Source organism: Hyalangium sp. (genome assembly GCF_035629615.1).
Lineage (GTDB): Bacteria > Myxococcota > Myxococcia > Myxococcales > Myxococcaceae > Hyalangium.
The window spans coordinates 1-17,602 of the sequence record NZ_DASPHO010000146.1; the positions used below are offsets into that span (position 1 = coordinate 1).

Here is a 17,602-nt window from a genome sequence, read left to right on the forward strand (position 1 = left end):
GAGTGCTGGGCGGACAGGTGGGCACCTCCGACACGGACATGCTCCCTTTCGGCGTGGGCATGACGCGCCCGGAGAAGATCTCGGGCCCCGTGCCTCAATACACGCGTGAGGCCATCGAGGCCAAAGTGCAGGGCCTGGTGATCGCCAAGTGCGTCATCACGCTCGAGGGCACGGTGGAGAAGTGCCGGATGATCAAGCCCTTGCCTCACATGGAGAAGGCGGTGCTCGATGCTCTGTACGCGTCACGCTACAAGCCTGTCACCTATCAGGGAAAACCCGTCGCGGTGGACTACACGTTCAACATCAAGCTCTCGTTGCCACCCCAGGACGGGCCGGTGAACGTCCAGGGCGGTGGCACGAAGACTGACAAGGAGAAGACACGATGAAGCTGTTTGCCAACATCATGGTGGGCTTCGTGGCGCTTGCGCATGTCGGATTCATGGTCCTGGAGATGTTCTTCTGGGACCACGCCGTGGGCGAGAGAGTGTTTAAGCTGCCGCGCGAGGTGCTGCATTCCTCGGCAACGCTGGCCGCCAACCAGGGCCTCTACAATGGCATCCTGGCCGTGGGCCTGGGCTGGGCGCTGGCCACTGGCAAACGCGATGTGAAGCTGTTCTTCCTGGGCTGCGTGGTGGTCGCAGGCGTCTTCGGCGGCTTCACCTCCAAGCTCTCGATCCTGTTCATTCAGGCGATGCCGGCGTTGCTGGCACTGGTGCTCGTGCTGCTGTCGTCGCCGAGGACGGAAGCCCGCTGAGCTGCTCGCTCAGTCCATGAACCAGAGAGGGCTCTGCGCCAGCCCATGCAATCGCCTGCCACTGGCCTCGTATTCTACATTGTAGTAATCAGGACCCCGCCAGTGAGACGAGGTGCGCGTGCAACAGTCCAACCCGAGGAGTGGAGGCCCCCTGGGGGTCCCCCGTCTCCCTCTGGCGCTGCTGCGGGCGTGGCTTCCCTACGCTGAACGGGACGAGGTGATTGCCGAGCTCTCCGCCGAGCTCGCTGTCCGGGAGGCCCGAGAGGGTCGCCGGGCCGCGCGCGCGTGGCTGTGGCGGCAGGTGCTCGGCTCGGTGCCACCGCTTCTGCGGCGGACGTTCTCTCGCGGCTGGACTGGCTTCGAGCCGGCCTCCAGCCGCCTACGCCCTGGAGGGCCTCCCATGGAGAGCTTCATCATGGATCTGCGGTACGCGGCGCGCCGGCTGCGCTCGCGTCCCACCTACGCGTTGCTGGCGGTCCTCACCCTTGCGCTCGGCGTCGGTGGGACGGCGGCGGCCTTCGGGCTGGTGCGGGGGATGCTGCTGTCGCCGCTGCCGTACCCCGCGGAGGACCGGCTGGGCTTGTTCTGGTCCCCGGGGAACTGGTCCGAGAAGGAGTTCCTCTACCTGTCGTCCGACTGGTCCGGCTTCAGCGCCGTCGCGGCGTTCAAACAGAGGGATCTCCCGCTGCGGCGCGGAGTGGACACGACTCCTGAGCTGGTGGCGGCGGTTCCCACGAGCGCCGGGCTCTTCGACGTGCTCGGGGTGCGCCCCACGATCGGTCGCGCCTTCGAGCCCAACGAAGACCGCCCAGGTGCCGAGCCGGTGGTGGTCCTCAGCCACGAGCTCTACAAGTCGCTCGGCGGACAGCCGTCGCTGGTGGGGAGCACGGTGGAGCTCGACGGGAGGCCACACACGGTGGTGGGCGTAATGCCCCAAGGCTTCTGGTTCCCGGATCCGACGGTGCGCCTCTGGGTGGCGGAGCCGCTGAACGAAGAGGACCGCTCCGGCAACTACGCCTTCGTGGGACGGCGGGCGCCCGGGACCGATGGACCCGCACTCGCCCTGGCGCTGGATCGTCTCGCATCGCGGCTCCGCGAGGAGTTCCAGTACCCGGCACAGTGGGACAAGACGCGCTCGCCCTCCCTGACGCCTCTTCGCGAGCACCTGCTCGGGCCGCTCGAGGCCCCGCTGCTCGCGACGCTCGCGGCAATGGCAGTGCTGCTGCTCATCGCGTGCGCCAACGTCGCCGCCCTGATGCTGGGGCAGGTGGACAGCCGTGCCACCGAGCTGGCGGTCCGGGAGGCGCTCGGTGCCGACCACCGCCGGATGACGCAGCAGCTCGTCGTGGAGGCGCTCCTGCTGGGGCTGGCCGCCGCCGGGCTCGGCGCGGTGATCGCGGCTCAGGGCTTCCGGTTGCTCTCCGAGGCGCTCCCGCTCGGGCCCCTGGCCGCACGCGGCTCGCTGGACTGGGGCGTGTTCTTCGCCGCGCTGCTGCTAGCGCTCGTCGCGGCGCTCGCGGTGGCCTGGCTGCCGGCACGCTCGTTGCGGAAGTCCAATCCGCAGCGCGCACTAGGAAACTCGCGGACGGGCGGGATCGGCGCTCGCGGTGGAAGGACCGAGGGGGCGCTGGTGGTGGGGCAGGTGGCGCTCGCGGTGCTGCTGACGGCGGGGGCCGGGTTGCTGGTGCGCTCGGTGGCGAACCTGAGCGCCATCGATCCGGGCGTGGACATCGGCCGCGTGGCGGTCCTGGACGTGGTGATGGAGGCGAACGTCGAGCCGGATGCGCGGCGGCGGCTGGTAGCGGAGCTGGAGGCGGGACTCGCGGCGCTGCCGGGAGTCCGTGCGGCGGGCTCTACCCAGAAGCTGCCCCTGCGGGGCTCGGGCGACAACTGGGGAATCAAGCTGGAGGACAAGCCGGACCTCCCATCCACCACCGCCTCCGTGCGGTTGGTGACGCCCGGGTATTTCCAGACGGTCGGGATCCAGCTGCTCGAGGGACGCCTGCTGGCTGCCAGCGACCGGGAGGACACAGAGCGCGTCGTGGTGATCAACCGTGCGCTCGCCGCGAAGTACTTCCCTGGCGAGAACCCCGTCGGGCGGCGCATTGGAACGGGGCTCGGCGGGTTTGAGCGGATCATCGGAGTGGTGGAGGACGTGGCGGAGGCGGCCCTCACCGACGGCCCCGTCCCGGCGCGCTACTTCCTCTACGCGCAGGTGAAGTCCTACGCGCCGACGCGGAACACGCTGGTGCTGCGCGCGGAGCCGGGCCACGATCCCGCGGCGCTGCTCGAGGACGCCCGCCGGCAGATCGCCGCCATCGCTCCCTCCGTGGCCGTGCACCGCGCCACCACCCTCGAGGAGGTGTTCGCGCACGCGATCGGACCCGCGCGGCAGGTGATGTCGGTCCTCGCGCTCCTCACGGCGCTCGCGGTGGTGCTCGGCGCGGTCGGTGTCTACGGCGTCACCTCCCACTTCGTCCGCCGGCGTCAGCGCGACCTGGGGATCTGCATCGCCTTGGGGCTGCGCCCCTCGCGCGTGGTGGCGCAGGTGGTGGGGCGGGGTGGAGTGCTGGTGCTGCTCGGGAGCGCGCTCGGCATCGTCGCGGCGCTCATCCTGGCGCGGCTGCTGTCCGCGTTCCTGTACGGGGTGAGCGCGGTGGATCCGTTGTCGCTCGCTGCCGCCACCCTGGCGCTGCTGGCCGTGGGGGTCGCCGCGGCGCTGCTGCCCGCGTGGCGCGCCAGCCGTCTCGATCCCGCCGCCGTGTTCCGCGAGAGCTAGACTCTCTCCAGAGGAGAACCCCATGCCGTCCCCCGCCAGCACGACGTCCGACGCGCCCCTCGGCACCTTCGAGGAGCAGGTGCTGCTTGCCGTGCTGCGCACCGGGCGGGCCCCCGAGGGAAGTGGCGCCTATGGGATGGCCGTCCGCCGGGAGTTGGAGGAGGTGGCCGGGCGTGAGGTGGCGATCGGCGCGGTGTACGCCACGCTGGACCGGCTCGAGGCGAAGGGGCTGGTCACCTCGGAGCGAGGGGACGCGGGCGCTGGAGGCTCCCGGCGGATGTTCGCCGTCACGCCTCGGGGAGCGCGTGCGCTGGCGGACTCGCGCGAGATGCGCGAGCGGCTCTGGCACGGCGTCGACCTCGTACCACTGCTTGCCGGTGGAAATGCACGGGGTGGCACTTGACCTATAGAAGGTGCCACCCCGGAGCAGGGCGATACCTCCAAAGTGGTATGCCCCCGATACGGGTGCTGTGTTGGACCGAGGCTGCGCCTCGATGTCATGGTGCGTCGCATGAGAGCACTGTCCGTCTTGCTGTGGCTGTTCGCTGGAACAGCCTTGGCGCAGGAGGAGGCTGTGAGCCCCCCTGTCTCCAGTGAGGCTTCGACCCAAGACGCGCGCATGGAGCTGGGCCTGCAGGCGGGCTACGCATGGGGCACAGACAACGAAGCCATTGTCCATGACGGGGGAGGCGCCCGGCTCCAGCTGCTCGCACGGCTCGGCTCCTATGTCGCTCTCGGGCCGGAGGTGGCCCTGTACGCCCATGCTGGCTCTCGGATCCAGATCGACGCGGGCGAAGTCGGCCACCTCAAGAATGAGGCCCTCTTCCAGCTCGGGGGAGTGGTGCGCCTCGTAGCGTACGTGGGCCGTGTCAGTCCCGCTTTCGTGGGAGGACTTGCTTGGTACAGGGCCGAGGACAGCCGGATCGGATTTTCCGTGGGGGTGGAGGTGGGACTGAACTTCGTGGACTGGCTGCCCCTGGTCGTCGACGCGCGCTACCACGACGACTTCGACATCGACCAAGCCAACAACAATTTCCGGACGCTGGGACTGGGCACACGCCTGTCCTGGTGAGGCGTAGACGCAGTCCATCACGCCCCAACCCCAGTCCGTCGGCCCTTTGGGGTGAGTGGTCAGCGCCACCAGCAACAAGGGGTGAGAGCAGTAAGGCCGTTGGCGGCGGCAGTCGAGGTGATCTCAATGCACAGCGGATGCCTGGAATGAGTCCCGGCGGAGCGACACGCAGCAGAGACCAGGCAGAGAGCGACACTCCGGTTTCCACTGGTCTCAGGTGTTACCACCCAGCGCCGTGATCACCTCTCCGGGGGGAGGAAGGCGAACACCCGCGCCGGGGCGCCGCTGCCATCCTTCACGAACAGCGGCGAGACGACGAGGAAGGCTCCGACGGGAGGCAGCGCCGAGAGATCCGCGAGGTTCTCGATGTGGTAGCCGCCCCCCGTCAGGAAGTCCTTGTGCTGCTCGAAGGTGGCGCTGGGGCCTGGGTCCGTGGAGAGGGTGTCGATACCGATGGCCCGCACCTGGCGCAGGCGCAGCAGGCGGCTGGCGGCCAGGGAGAGGCCGGGGAAGTGCATGACGCCGGCCGCATCCGCATTGCGGTAGCGCTGCTCGTCGGGCCAGCGCGCGGCCCAGCCGGTGCGGATGAGCACCAGATGCTGGGGCTGCAGTGGACCATGCTCGCGCTCCCACGCCTCGATGTCCGCGGTGGACACCTCGTAGTCCGGGTTGCTGGCCACCTGTGCGGTGACATCTACCACCGCGGCCGGGCCCCTCAGCACGTCCGGGGGGAGCCTGTCCACAGAGGCCGAGCCCGCGGCAAAGTGGGCCGGCGCGTCCACGTGGGTGCCGATGTGCTCCCCGAGCTCGAGTTGGCGGATGAAGTAGCCATCACGCTCGACAGTGCCCTGCACCTTCGCGCTGAGGCGCGTTCCGCCCGGGAAGACGGGCATGTCCGGGGTGAGCGGGTGGCCGAGATCGACGACCCGTGCGCGCGAGAGCCACTCGGCCGGGGTCTGCGACTCGCGGCCACTGGGGCCCGAGGTGGCGCAGGCCCCCAGCAGCAGGGCCAGGGGGAACAGCAGGAGCTTCCAGTATCCGGTATGCATGGAGGTGATCCTCGTCGGGGCAGCAGAACCGGCGAGAGGGTAGATCATGGCGACGGGGCCTCGCTGAAGCGTCAGGCGAGAGAGCAGGAAACTTGCGAGGCTACAGCGCTGTATCACCATGTGCGCATGCTCCCTTCCCGCCCTGTTCGCAGTGCTCGCAGTCTGTCGCTCCTGCTCGGAAACCGCCTGAACGTCCACACCGCGGACGTCTCCACGGGCGGCTTCAGCGTGGAGGCTCCCTTCGTCTTCCTGCCGGGCTCGTTGCTCCACGGCACCTTCGAGGTCGCCGGTCGCGAGCTGCCCTTCCGCGGGGAGGTGGTCTGGGCTCAAGCCGCCAGCCAGCCCCAGTCGCCCAGCCGCATGGGCGTGCGCTTCACCGAGGTTCCTGCCGAGGCTCACGGCTTCCTCGCCGGGTAGCGGCAGGCGCCTCAGTCCCTCATCACGCCCGCGAGCGTCAGGATCTTCAGCAGATCCTTGGCCCGGCTGCTGCCTTGCGACACCTGCCTGCGCAGCTCGCTCCCCAGGGCGGGCGTGTAGGCCTCGATGGCCGCGCGCTGGAGATCATCCTCGGCGAAGCCCAGGTTCTCCAGCGCCTTCCCGAGCAGCTCGAGCCCCCGCGGATCCTTCAGCCGCACCAGTGCCGCAGTGCCCGAGCCCAGTGCGTGAGGGCACCGCACCGCCAGCTCATAGGCCATGTCCGCCACCTCTCGCGTCTCGAGGTAGCCCAGCATCGCCAGACCCTGGGACCCGAACGTTCCCCGGCAGAAGACGTAGCTCTCGATCTGGGCCCGCGCGACCTTGCTGCCCTGCCGCGCGGCGGCCTCCAGCTCCTTCTCCTGCGCAAAGGTGTCACCCTCTCGGAATGTCACCTTCACCGGCACCTCGTAGCCGGCGTTGACCAGCTCCGCGGCCAGCTTATTCCGCTCCTGCTCCGGGTAGCGCGTCAGATCCCTCACGGCTCGGCGCGCGGCCGCGTCCCGGGTCGAGAGGGGCAGCAGGCGCTGCTGGGTGATCGGAACCACCAGTCCATGCAGGTAGGTGCCACGCTTCGCCAGCGCGTCATACAGCGCGAGCGCGCACGGCGGCGCCAGGTGCGATCGCTCTTCAGCTCCACGCATCACCGTCACGGTGAAGTCGTCGTTGCTGCGCGCCCACCCGGACACCTGATAGCTGCCCTTGGCCATCCCCTCGACGAGGGTGCTGGCCACCATGCCTGCATCCTCACAGCGCGGCTGCTGCACCGTCCCCTCCAACCTCCGGGCGAGCCGCCCCGCTTCTTCGTCCACCTGATCGCCGGTACGGAACTTGGCGCAGTGCGAGGTGCTCTCGACCCACTCCAGCACGCGCGGTGCCTTCTCCTTCTCCAGCCGCTTCAAGGCCCCGGGCAGCGCCCCAGGCACACCCGCCGAGGCGAGGAGCGCCATGGCCCGATCGAAAGGCTTCTTCGCGCCGAGCATCCCCTCACGCAGGGCCTTGTCCTCCAGGAGGATCTCCATGGCCAGCTTCGCCGCGCTCTGCGGTAGCTCCTGTCCCCTCATGCCGTAGGGATGGTACGGCAGCGCGCGCATCATCATCATCTGACACTTCAGCTCCGTCGCCGCGATGGCCAGCGCTGCACGCTCTCCGCCCATCCGCGCCGCCTTCGAGAGCACGTCGTAGCCAGCGGCTCCGTTCGAGCGCAGCAGGGAGGCGGCCTTCTTGGCGTGCTCGGGATCGTCGAGCTGGAAGACGGCCTCCCAGAGCGCGCTGTCATCAGCGGCTCGGGCGGGCCCCACGAGGACGAGCAAGGCAAAGCAGAGGACGGGGTAGCGCATGGAGACACTCTCAAGAGGTCAGGGGACGTCGAAGCCCTTCGGCGGCACGATCTGCGAGTACTCCCGTTGCCGCTGCTCCTCGAGCTGGACGTCTTGGGCGAAGGTGGCACGCATGTACTGCCGGAGATCCTGCTGAGTGAAGCCTGCGCCCACCAGGGTGAGGAAGCTCCGCAGGTCATCGCCGAGCTCACTCGCGTACGGGTAGCGCTCGTTCACATCCGGAGCCAGCGCCCGGAGGATGATCCGCTCCAGGATCTTGGGGATGAGGCGGTTGTGCGTGGAGGGCGGCGCCACCTGGACCTCACGCGTCATCCTTACGAGTTCGTAGGGACTGTCACTCACGAAGAGCCGCTGGCCCGTGAGCAGCTCGTACAGACACACGCCGGTGGCGAACACGTCCGAGCGCCGATCCACCGGCAAGCTGTCGATCTGTTCCGGACTGATGTAGCCGAACTTGCCCTTGATGATGCCGGGCTGGGTCTGCGTCACCCGGCCCGCCGCCTTGGCGATCCCGAAGTCGATGACCTTCACCTCGCCCTCGAAGGAGAGGAGGACGTCCTGCAGGGAGAGGCCTCGGTGGACGATGTTCAGGTCCCGCCCCATCCCATCCTTCTTCCGGTGGGCGGAGTCCAACCCGGCGCACATCTCGGCGATGCAGTAGCAGACCAGGGGGATCGGCGCGGGCTTGCCCGCTTTGCGCTGGTGCTCGAAGAGATCTCCCAGGGACTTGCCAGGGATGTACTCCATCGACAGGAAGGGCTCTGAGTCGACCTGCCCCAACTCGAAGATCTGCGCGATGTTGGGGTGGAGCAGCTGGAGCCCCAGCTGTCCCTCGTCGAGGAACATCGAGACGAACTCCTCGTCGACCGACAACATCGGGAGGATCCGCTTGAGCGCCACCACCCGCCCGAGCCCCTCACCGCCAAACCTCTTCGCGCGCCACACCTCGGCCATGCCTCCGAGGCCGACGCGATCGAGGAGCAGGTAGTCCCCGAAGGGAGTGGGGGAGGGACTTCGGGGGGACGTCACCATGGGCAGCGCCTCCGAGGTGGGATTTCGATTCTGCCAGTTTAAATAATTTTTAATGAGATGTCCTTGATTCCAGCTCCTCTAGAGAGGCATGGGGCCAAGGCCCTGGTTCATCCACCGCTGTTCTCAGAGGGAGTCCCCGTTGAAGACCTCGTTCCATGAAGGCAGGAGCCTGTTCGTCGCGCTGTGCATGGCTGGAGCCGGACTGACGGCGTGTGGCCCCGACACGGAGTGGATCCCGGAGGAAGTCACGGGGTCCACGGAGCAGGCCCTCACCGAGGGAGCTCCGCTCACGACCCACTCCGCGAGCTGTCTCCAGCTGCAGGACCAGAACACCTGGAGCGCCTATCCCTCGTACATGACGCCCGTGGGCCCCGCGCTCGGGCTGGATGACATCGTCCTGGATCTCAACCGCGTGGGCCCCGTGCTCTCCACCAGCCGTCCGCCGGCCGTGGGCTACAAGGGCGGCTTCCGCTGGAATGACGGCGACATGGCCACCACGGAGTGGATTCCCCAGGGCATGACCGCGGGCGTCTCCGGCAGTGCCAACGTCGCCATTGTCGCCTGGCACTACGCGCCCACTACCAGCCCGGACAAGGGCGTGCGGATTTCCGTGGCGGACATCTCGGACATGTCGGCGAGCGCGGTGAACTACCGGCACATCCTCCTGGTGCGGCCCACCAGCTCCGGCAACTTCACCACCATCCCCGAGCACGGGGGCGGCCTCACCTGGTTCGGCAACTACCTCTATATGGCGGACACCTCCGATGGCATCCGCGTGTTCGACCTCACGCAGATCCGCGAGGTGAACGCCAGCGCCACGTGCGAGGCAGCGCTCGGCCGCGTGGGCTCGGTGTGGTGCGCCTATGGGTACAAGTACGTGCTGCCGCAGGTGAGTGCGTACGTGGTGCCTGCATCCATCGTCAGCCCGTGCCGCCCCAAGTTCTCCTTCCTGGGCAAGGACACGCGCGGCACCACGCCGGTGGTGCTCTCGGGCGAGTACTGCAACAACACCGGCACCTCGTGCCCGTATGACGGCACCACGCCGGGGCTCGGCGGGCGGCTCTACCGCTGGCCCATGGACGTCGCCACGAATCGCCTCAAGACGGTGAACGGCCTGGTGGCACCCGAGAAGGCCTACATCATGAACGAGCCCAACGTGCAGGGGGTGGCTCCGATCATGACCTCGACGTCGACCAGCTCGTACTGGCTGAGCTCGACGCGCTACGGCGGCGCGCTCTTCAAGGTGTCCACGAGCGCCTCGCGCACGGCATACCTGTCGGGGAGCCTCCAGTGGGCGCGAATGCCCGAGGGCATGCACGCCACGGGCAGCGGCACCAACCTGTGGACAGTCACCGAGGGCGTCAGCGGTGTGACGTCCCCGGCCACTGGCGGGCGTGTGGTCTTCTACTCGGCGCAGTCCTCGCTGGACTGACGGGGAACGGAAGGCTCAGAGGGCCCAGCGGAAGGACATGCGGAGCTGGCAGGTGCCTTCCACCGTCCGGTGGCTACCGGCGCGTGGCGGAGGCGCCCATGAGCGCCTCGGCCTGGGTCACGAGCTTGAGGAACTCTTTGCGCTCGGCCTGGCCCTCGGAGGCCCCCTCCGCGAGCTTGCGCGCGGTGACCAGGCTCCAGCTCTTCGCCGCTGGGCTGTGGCGCAGGATGTCCGCCGAGGACGCCACCGCCAGCGCGAAGCGGAAGTCCGAGGAGGCCCCCTCCACCGACGAGCGCAGCATGCCCCGCTCGAAGGGGAAGCTCTGCTCGGCGGCCTCGGTGCCGTTGGGCGCCTTGGCACGGATGCGCACCGTGGCCAGCGGCGCCTGCTCACCGGTCAGCTCCACCTCATAGAGCGCGGTGACGTTGTGGCCCGCGCCGATCTCGCCCGCGTCCACCTTGTCGTTGCGGAAGTCGCGGTCCGCCACGTTGCGGTTCTCGTAGCCCACCAACCGGTAGCGGCGCACCGCCTCCGGGTTGAACTCCACCTGGATCTTCACGTCCTTGGCGATCACCTCGATCGTACCCGTGAGCTGCGTCTCGAAGACCTTCTTCGCCTCCTGGTAGCTGTCCACATAGAAGGAGTTGCCGTTGCCCTTGTCCGCCAGCTTCTCCATCAGGTCATCGCGGTAGTTGCCCATGCCGAAGCCCACGGTGGTCATCGTCACGCCCTCGGCCACGTAGTTCCGGATGTTCTCCAGCATGGACTCGGCGGAGAGGTTGGGCCCGATGTTGGTGTCACCATCCGTGAGGACGATGACGCGGGAGACCACGTTGCCACCGACCTTCTTCACCGCGTGGCGGTATGCCATCTCCATGCCAGAGCCCATGGCCGTGCCACCACCCGAACTGAGCGACTCGATCGCCGCGTAGATGCGCTGCTGATCCGTGGCGGGCGTGGGCGCCAGCACGTCCCGCGTGGAGCCCGCGTAGGTGACGATGGCCACCGTGTCGTTCTCGTTGAGGTTCTTCACCGCGATCTTCATCGACTCCTTGACCAGCGGCAGCTTGTCCGCCGACTGCATGGAGCCGCTGGTGTCCACCAGGAAGACGAGGTGCGCCGCCTTGCGCTGCGAGCGCGAGACGACCTTGCCCTGCACGCCCACGCGCATAAAGTGACGGCCCTGGGCGAACGGAGAGGGCGCGCCCTCGAGGTGCACGGTGAAGGCGCCCTTCTCGGGCGCGGCATAGCGGTACTTGAAGTAGTTGACGAACTCCTCGACGCGCACGGCCTCGGGCGGGGGCAGGTTGCCCTGCATCAGGTAGCGGCGCGCGAGCGAGTACGAGGCGGTGTCCACGTCCACCGCGAAGGTGGAGAGCGCGTCCTCCCGCGCATCGGTGAAGGGATTGGCCTCGTGGGCCTCGAACTTGTTGCCCTGGGAGATCGTCTCACGGGCGTCGCCACTGTGGACCAGGACCTTCTCCGGCTCGGGGGTCGAGGGCATGGGCTTCGGCTCGGCATGGACAGTGGGAGCCTTCATCAACAACGGCTTTGCGGGCTTGGCGCGCAAGAGGCCAGAGGAGGGCGGAGGAGGAGGGGGAGCGTCCACGGAGGGCTGGCCCATCGCACCCGTGGGAGCGGCGAGCGCATCCTTCCTGTCGGACTCGGTGGAGAGGCTAGCGCCCAGCACACCGCCCAGCACACCGCCCTCGACACGGCCCTCAACAATGCCCTCCACGTCGCCCTCGACGCTCTCTCCATCTCCACCCATGTCCGCCGGTGCGGACTGGGACTCGGCCTGGAGGCGATCGACCTCTCTGGTCGCGGATGCCACCGCCATGGTGGATTCCTGAGTCGCCTTGGTGGCGCACCCGGGGATGAGGCTCACGGCGAGGAAGGTGCTTCCCCAGCGGGACAGACGGCGCAGGGTGGACTGGGACATGTGGACTCCACGATCGAAGGGACGCGACTCGAACGCACGAGCCCTTTATTCGGGTCTAAGCACCGCGCGGATATTCAATCGCACCGGTCGGCCTGAGTGGCGCCAGCACGAAAAAGCTCAGGGATTCCGCCAGGATTCCGGTTGCACCAGGCCTTCGAGGCCCACGTTCATGGAGCGCACGCGAGGCCGGGCTCGGGGGCCTCCTGATCCTGGAGGTTGTGCAGCCAGACACAACGCGGCTCAGCCTGGAGCGACGCCCCGGCGCTCCACATCGTTCGCCTGGAGCCCTCGGAAGCCCAGCGCCTCGGTGAACCGGAGGAACTCCTTTGCGGGGAGGCTCCCCCCGGTGGCCTGGGTGTGGCCGTGGGCGAACTCGCCCTCGAAGGGTGGCAGGTCGAGCTCGCGCAGGAAGGCGATGAGATCCAACGGCTCGCGGCTGCGCACCGCGAAGTTCACTCGCCCGGGCAGGTAGCCCGCGTTGGCGGCGATGATGATGTGCTCGGGGAATCGCTGGGCCCAGCGGACCGCCACCAGCGGGTGGACCTGGGCGCCAGAGCTGAACAGCAGCAGCGCCACGTTGCCAGCGATCCGGGGGGGCGCCTTGGCGCAGCGGGCCACCTCGCGCTGGACCTCCAGGCGGCAGTCTCGGAGCGCGTCCACGCCAGGGACTCGGCCCTCGGTGATGTCCGCGGCGCTGCCGGCGCGCATCAGCACCTCAAGCGCCAGGGACGCGGCGAAGTGGGAGGAGCGGCGCGCGGCATTGAGGAGGGCGACCGCCTCTGTCACGGCCTTGCGCCCCGCACGGCGCAGTGCGTCTTTGAGGAAGGGCAGGGGAGCGTCCGCCCCGAGATCCGCGACGGTCCCCATCACGGCCAGCCACTCCAGAGGCCCTGGGATGACCAGCGGTGCGACGAGCGCATAGGTCAGCAGGCTCGAAGGAGCGACGGGCAGGTGGCCGGCGCTGGAGAGCACCAGGACCCCCTCAGGGAACTCGGTGGAGGGGTGATGGTCGACGAGGAGCGTGGGCAGCCCTGAGACGATGGGCCCGGCGCGGCTGCCCATGTCGAGGACCACGAGCGCCTCGGCGCCAACCTGGCTCAGCCGCTCCTGGAATGCGGGCGAGTGAGCGTGCTCTCCCTTACCCGGGAGCCGAGAGGTGGTGCGGGCCCCGAGCATCCGGATCGCCCTGAGGGCGAGCACGCCGGAAGACAGCCCGTCCACATCCGTGTGCGGCGCGACGAGGACGTGCCGATCCCTCTGTTGCTCCAGGAAACGACGTGCGCTCGCCAGCGCCTCGGCGGGGGCGGGCCACCCTGGATCCCCTGTCAGTCCCAGCAGCATGAGTTCAAGCTGTAGCGCCGGGCAGTCCAGCGCGAGGGCACGGGTGAGCCGCCCGCCCGCTCCCCGAGCAGGGATCCAACGTTTCAGGATGCCTTCAGACGACAGTTCTTCTAGGGTCGCCCGCCATGATCCGAACCCCCTCCCTGCTATGTACCGTGCGTGCGGCCTGCGTGGCCGCGCTCCTCTCCGCCCTGCCGGTGGCGGCTCAGGGCCAGGCGCCCGCGAGCCCCGCCCCCAAGGGCCAGCCCACCGCCGCGGACGCCAAGACGTTCGCCGAGCGCGTCAACGCGGACCTCAAGCGCCTCTGGATCAAGCAGGCAACCGCCGAGTGGATCAAGTCCACCTACATCACCGACGACACCGAGCGGAACGCGGCCTTCGTCAACGAGGAAGTCCTCGGCTACATGAACCAGGCCATCAAGGACTCACGCCGCTTCGAGGGCCTGAAGCTGGATCCGGACACGGCGCGCACCATCCATCTGCTGAAGGTGAGCTCCGCCATCGCCGCGCCCTCGGACGCGCAGAAGCGCTCCGAGCTGGCCACCATCGCCGCGAAGCTCGAGGGCCTCTACGGCAAGGGCAAGTACTGCAAGAAGGACAAGGCCGGGAAGGAGTCCTGCAAGGATCTCGGCGAGCTGGAGGACGTGCTGTCCACCAGCCGCAGCTACGACCAGCTGCTGGAGGCGTGGAGCGGCTGGCACTCCATCTCTCCGCCCATGCGCCCGCTCTATGAGCGCTTCGTGGCGCTCGGCAACGAGGGCGCCAAGGAGATCGGCTTCGCCAACATCGGCGATCTCTGGAAGTCCGCCTATGACATGTCGCCCGACGCCTTCGAGAAGGACACCCAGCGCCTGTGGCAGCAGGTGAAGCCGCTCTATGACGATCTCCACTGCTACGTGCGCGCCCGTCTCGCCAAGAAGTACGGCGCGGACAAGGTGCCCGCGGGCAAGCCCATCCCGGCGCACCTGCTGGGCAACATGTGGTCCCAGGAGTGGGCCAACATCTACCCGCTGGTGGAGCCGTACCCCGGCCAGGCCAGCCTGGATGTGACGGCGGCGATCAAGAAGCAGCGCTACGATCCGATCAAGATGGTGAAGATGGGCGAGAGCTTCTTCACCTCGCTGGGGCTCAAGCCGCTGCCGGCCTCCTTCTGGGAGCGCTCGCAGTTCAGCAAGCCGCGCGATCGGGACGTCGTGTGCCACGCCAGCGCGTGGGACGTCACCTATAGCAACGATCTGCGCATCAAGATGTGCATCAAGCCCACCGAGGAGGATCTCATCACCATCCACCACGAGCTCGGGCACAACTACTACTTCACCTACTACTACCAGCTGCCCGTGATCTATCAGGCCGGCGCCAATGACGGCTTCCACGAGGCCATCGGCGACGCGATCACCCTCTCCATTACCCCGTCCTACCTCAAGCAGATCGGCCTGCTGAAGGACGTGCCGAAGAACGAGAAGAACCTCATCAACCTCCAGCTGAAGGACGCGCTGGAGAAGGTGGCCTTCCTGCCCTTCGGCCTGCTGATCGATCAGTGGCGCTGGGACGTCTTCTCCGGCAAGACGGCGCCGGCCGACTACAACAAGGCCTGGTGGGCGCTGCGCGAGAAGTACCAGGGCGTGGGCGCGCCCGTGGCCCGCACCGAGCAGGACTTCGACGCGGGCGCCAAGTACCACGTGCCCGCAAATGTTCCGTATACACGTTACTTCCTGGCCCGCATCCTCCAGTTCCAGTTCCACAAGGCGCTGTGCGAGGCCGCCGGCTACAAGGGCTCCCTGCACGAGTGCTCCATCTACGGGAACAAGGAGGCTGGCAAGCGGCTCCAAGCCATGCTCGAGCTGGGGGCCAGCAAGCCGTGGCAGGAGGCCCTGTTCGCCATGACGGGCCAGCGCCAGATGGATGCCACCCCCCTGATCGAGCACTTTGCCCCCCTGCGTACGTGGCTCCAGGAGCAGAACAGAGGACAAACGTGCGGTTGGTAGCTTTCCTGTGTAGACACCGGTAGCGGGGCCGCTTACATTTTGAGCGCTCTATCGGGTTTTTTCTCGAAGGGACCGGACGGCGATTTTCGCGTCCGGAGAAGACGAAAGAAGAAGAGAAATGGCTACTGGTACTGTGAAGTGGTTCAACGATGCGAAGGGCTTTGGTTTCATCACTCAGGATGGCGGAGGTGAGGACGTGTTCTGTCACCACACCGCGATCAACATGGATGGCTTCCGCACCCTCCAGGAGGGGCAGAAGGTCCAGTTCGAGGTGACGAAGGGCCCCAAGGGCTTGCAGGCCCAGAACGTGCGCGCGGCCTAGTCCAGCTCTCGTTCTTCGTTGCACAGGGGGGTCCGATCCGAGAGGGTCGGGCCCTCATCGTTTCTGGAGGCCTCGTTGCGAATGTTCCCGTCCCGCTCCGCCCGCCTGCTCCCCCTGCTGACCCTGCTCGGTTGCGCGACCGCGCAGACCGGCGCTCCCTCGGTAGAGGCCGAGCCCTCGGGGCAGGCGGCGCCTGCTTCCTCGGAGGCTTCACCCATGACTTCCTCGCCGAGCCCCGCTGCTCCCTCGCCCTGGAAGAAGGCAGACACCTCCGCCCTGAAGGCAGAGCTGGTGGCGAAGCATGGCGAGGCCCAGCGCGCCCGCATCGAGCGCGGCGTGGACCAGGTGGCCGCGCAGTGGCGTGAAGAGGACGGGGACCTGGGGGCCTTCGTCCGTGAGCACTTCCTCGCCGATCCGAAGGCCCTGGACGCCACGTTCGCGCGCCTGGAGCGGATCTTCGAGCAGCTCGACGGCCACTTCAACGAGCTGGGCCGCGAGCTGCGGTGGGCCACGGATCTGGATCTGGGGCCGCTGCTGCCGGTGGATCCGCTGCTGGCGGCGTACGATCCCAGCGCGCACGTCACCGACGATCTGTTCAAGTCGAAGATCGGCTTCGTGGTGCTGCTGAACTTCCCGCTCACCACGCTGGCCGAGCGAGCCGCGAACGCCAAGAATTACACGCGGCGCCAGTGGGCCGAGGCGCGGCTGGCGAGCCGCTTCTACCGCCGGGTGCCGGCGGCCGTGCAGCAGGAGGTGTCACGCGCGGGTGCGGCGGCGGATCTCTACATCGCCGAGTACAACGTGTGGATGCACCACGTGGTGGACGGGAAGGAGCGCAAGCGGCTCTTCCCCAAGGGCCTGCGCCTCATCAGCCACTGGAACCTGCGGGATGAGCTGAAGGCGGACTACACGGACAAGGCGCAGGGGCTGGCGAAGCAGCGGCTGATCGTCAAGGTGATGGAGCGCATCGTCACGCAGACGATCCCGGCGATCGTCATCGACAACCCGCGGGTGGACTGGGATCCGTTCACGAACACCGTCGCCGTGGCGCCGGCGGACACGGTGGAGGCCAACGCCCCCGAGCGCCCGGCCAAGGTGGATCCAGCGCCCGAGCCGGACACTCGGTACGCCAAGCTGCAGGCGCACTTCCACGCGGCGCGCAAGGTGGATCCGTACGTGCCGGTGGCGCCCACGCAGATGGCCCGCACCTTCGAGTTCCAGCGCGAGATCCCCGAGGAGCGGGTGAAGGCGCTGCTGACGCAGGTGCTCACCTCACCGCTGGTGCCGCGGGTGGCGAAGCTCATCGAGCAGCGGCTGGGGCGCAAGCTGGAGCCGCAGGATCTGTGGTTCAACGGGTTCCGGCCGGGCGCCTCGCGCTCGGAGGCGGAGCTGGACAAGCTCACGCGGCAGCGCTACCCGACGGCCGAGGCCTTCGCCAAGGACATCCCCCGGATCCTGCAAGGGCTGGGCTTCACGAAGGAGCGCGCGGCGTACCTGGCCGCGCGCATCCTGGTGGATCCCTCGCGCGGGGCGGGCCACGCGATGCAGGCGATGCGGCGGGGGGACTTCCCCCACCTGCGGACGCGGGTGGAGAAGGAGGGGATGAACTACAAGGGCTACAACATCGCCGTGCACGAGCTGGGGCACAACGTGGAGCAGGTGTTCTCGCTCTACGACGTGGACCACACGCTGCTGCAGGGGGTGCCCAACAACGCGTTCACGGAGGCGCTGGCCTTCGTCTTCCAGGCGCGGGATCAGGAGCTGCTGGGACTGGGCAAGCCGGACGCGACGGCCGAGCGCGAGCGGGTGCTCAGCGACTTCTGGGCCACGTGGGAGATCGCGGGCGTGGCGCTGGTGGACACCGCGGTGTGGCACTGGATGTACGAGCACCCGGACGCCACACCGGCGCAGCTGCGGGAGGCGACGGTGGCGATCGCGAAGGAGCTCTGGGACCGGTACTACGCGCCGGTGCTGGGCGGGACGGGCACGCCGCTGCTGGGCATCTACAGCCACATGATCGCCTATCCGATGTACCTGCCCGACTACCCCCTGGGGCACCTGATCGCGTTCCAGATCGAAG

The 17,602-nt window shown here is 68.1% G+C and carries 15 protein-coding genes; 10 read left to right on the forward strand and 5 right to left on the reverse strand.

The features are described 5' to 3' along the window. The 5 genes from VD972_RS07405 to VD972_RS07425 all read left to right on the forward strand — a co-directional run. On the forward strand, positions 1-386 hold a 386-nt coding region (locus VD972_RS07405), incomplete at its 5' end, for an energy transducer TonB (RefSeq protein WP_324982849.1). Further along, positions 383-754, forward strand: a complete 372-nt coding sequence (locus VD972_RS07410) for a DUF1304 domain-containing protein (RefSeq protein WP_324982852.1) — start codon at positions 383-385, stop codon at positions 752-754. The genes VD972_RS07405 and VD972_RS07410, both read left to right, overlap by 4 nt. A 118-nt stretch (positions 755-872) precedes the next feature. After that, positions 873-3,533, forward strand: a complete 2,661-nt coding sequence (locus tag VD972_RS07415; protein ID WP_324982856.1) for an ADOP family duplicated permease — start codon at positions 873-875, stop codon at positions 3,531-3,533. Between the two features lie 22 nt (positions 3,534-3,555). After that, positions 3,556-3,936 (forward strand): PadR family transcriptional regulator, encoded by a 381-nt coding sequence (locus tag VD972_RS07420; RefSeq protein WP_324982859.1) that lies wholly within the window; start codon positions 3,556-3,558, stop codon positions 3,934-3,936. A 171-nt stretch (positions 3,937-4,107) separates the two neighbouring features. Then, positions 4,108-4,605, forward strand: a complete 498-nt coding sequence (locus VD972_RS07425; RefSeq protein ID WP_324982862.1) for a hypothetical protein — start codon at positions 4,108-4,110, stop codon at positions 4,603-4,605. A 239-nt stretch (positions 4,606-4,844) separates the two neighbouring features. Here VD972_RS07425 and VD972_RS07430 read toward each other — a convergent pair whose 3' ends face one another. Continuing rightward, positions 4,845-5,654, reverse strand: coding sequence for a cyclase family protein (locus VD972_RS07430; protein WP_324982866.1), 810 nt, complete (start codon positions 5,652-5,654; stop codon positions 4,845-4,847). 126 nt (positions 5,655-5,780) lie between these two features. Between VD972_RS07430 and VD972_RS07435 the strand changes: the two genes are divergently transcribed. Next, positions 5,781-6,071, forward strand: coding sequence for a PilZ domain-containing protein (locus tag VD972_RS07435; protein WP_324982870.1), 291 nt, complete (start codon positions 5,781-5,783; stop codon positions 6,069-6,071). Positions 6,072-6,082: 11 nt separating this feature from the next. Here the strand turns inward: VD972_RS07435 and VD972_RS07440 are convergent, their stop codons facing one another. Both VD972_RS07440 and VD972_RS07445 read right to left on the reverse strand, forming a co-directional pair. After that, on the reverse strand, positions 6,083-7,468 hold the full coding sequence (locus VD972_RS07440; protein WP_324982873.1) for a hypothetical protein: 1,386 nt from the start codon (positions 7,466-7,468) through the stop codon (positions 6,083-6,085). A gap of 18 nt (positions 7,469-7,486) precedes the next feature. Continuing rightward, a complete protein-coding gene (locus tag VD972_RS07445) occupies positions 7,487-8,500 on the reverse strand; it encodes a serine/threonine-protein kinase (RefSeq protein WP_324982876.1) in 1,014 nt (337 codons plus the stop codon). Positions 8,501-8,639: 139 nt separating this feature from the next. On the opposite strand from VD972_RS07445, the gene VD972_RS07450 reads away from it, so the two are divergent. After that, positions 8,640-9,932 carry a hypothetical protein gene (locus tag VD972_RS07450; protein ID WP_324982879.1) on the forward strand — a complete coding sequence of 431 codons (1,293 nt, stop codon included), beginning with the start codon at positions 8,640-8,642 and terminating at the stop codon, positions 9,930-9,932. Positions 9,933-10,005: 73 nt separating this feature from the next. Here the strand turns inward: VD972_RS07450 and VD972_RS07455 are convergent, their stop codons facing one another. Together VD972_RS07455 and VD972_RS07460 are read right to left on the reverse strand one after the other, a co-directional pair. Continuing rightward, positions 10,006-11,874 carry a vWA domain-containing protein gene (locus VD972_RS07455; protein ID WP_324982882.1) on the reverse strand — a complete coding sequence of 623 codons (1,869 nt, stop codon included), beginning with the start codon at positions 11,872-11,874 and terminating at the stop codon, positions 10,006-10,008. Between the two features lie 240 nt (positions 11,875-12,114). Beyond that, a complete protein-coding gene (locus VD972_RS07460; RefSeq protein WP_324982885.1) occupies positions 12,115-13,215 on the reverse strand; it encodes a hypothetical protein in 1,101 nt (366 codons plus the stop codon). Between the two features lie 125 nt (positions 13,216-13,340). On the opposite strand from VD972_RS07460, the gene VD972_RS07465 reads away from it, so the two are divergent. The 3 genes from VD972_RS07465 to VD972_RS07475 form a co-directional block, all read left to right on the forward strand. Next, positions 13,341-15,200, forward strand: coding sequence for a M2 family metallopeptidase (locus tag VD972_RS07465; RefSeq protein ID WP_324982887.1), 1,860 nt, complete (start codon positions 13,341-13,343; stop codon positions 15,198-15,200). Positions 15,201-15,318: 118 nt separating this feature from the next. Beyond that, positions 15,319-15,522: a cold-shock protein gene (locus VD972_RS07470; RefSeq protein WP_324982890.1), complete on the forward strand. Its 204-nt coding sequence runs from the start codon at positions 15,319-15,321 to the stop codon at positions 15,520-15,522. Between the two features lie 81 nt (positions 15,523-15,603). Next, on the forward strand, positions 15,604-17,602 hold a 1,999-nt coding region (locus tag VD972_RS07475), incomplete at its 3' end, for a hypothetical protein (protein WP_324982893.1).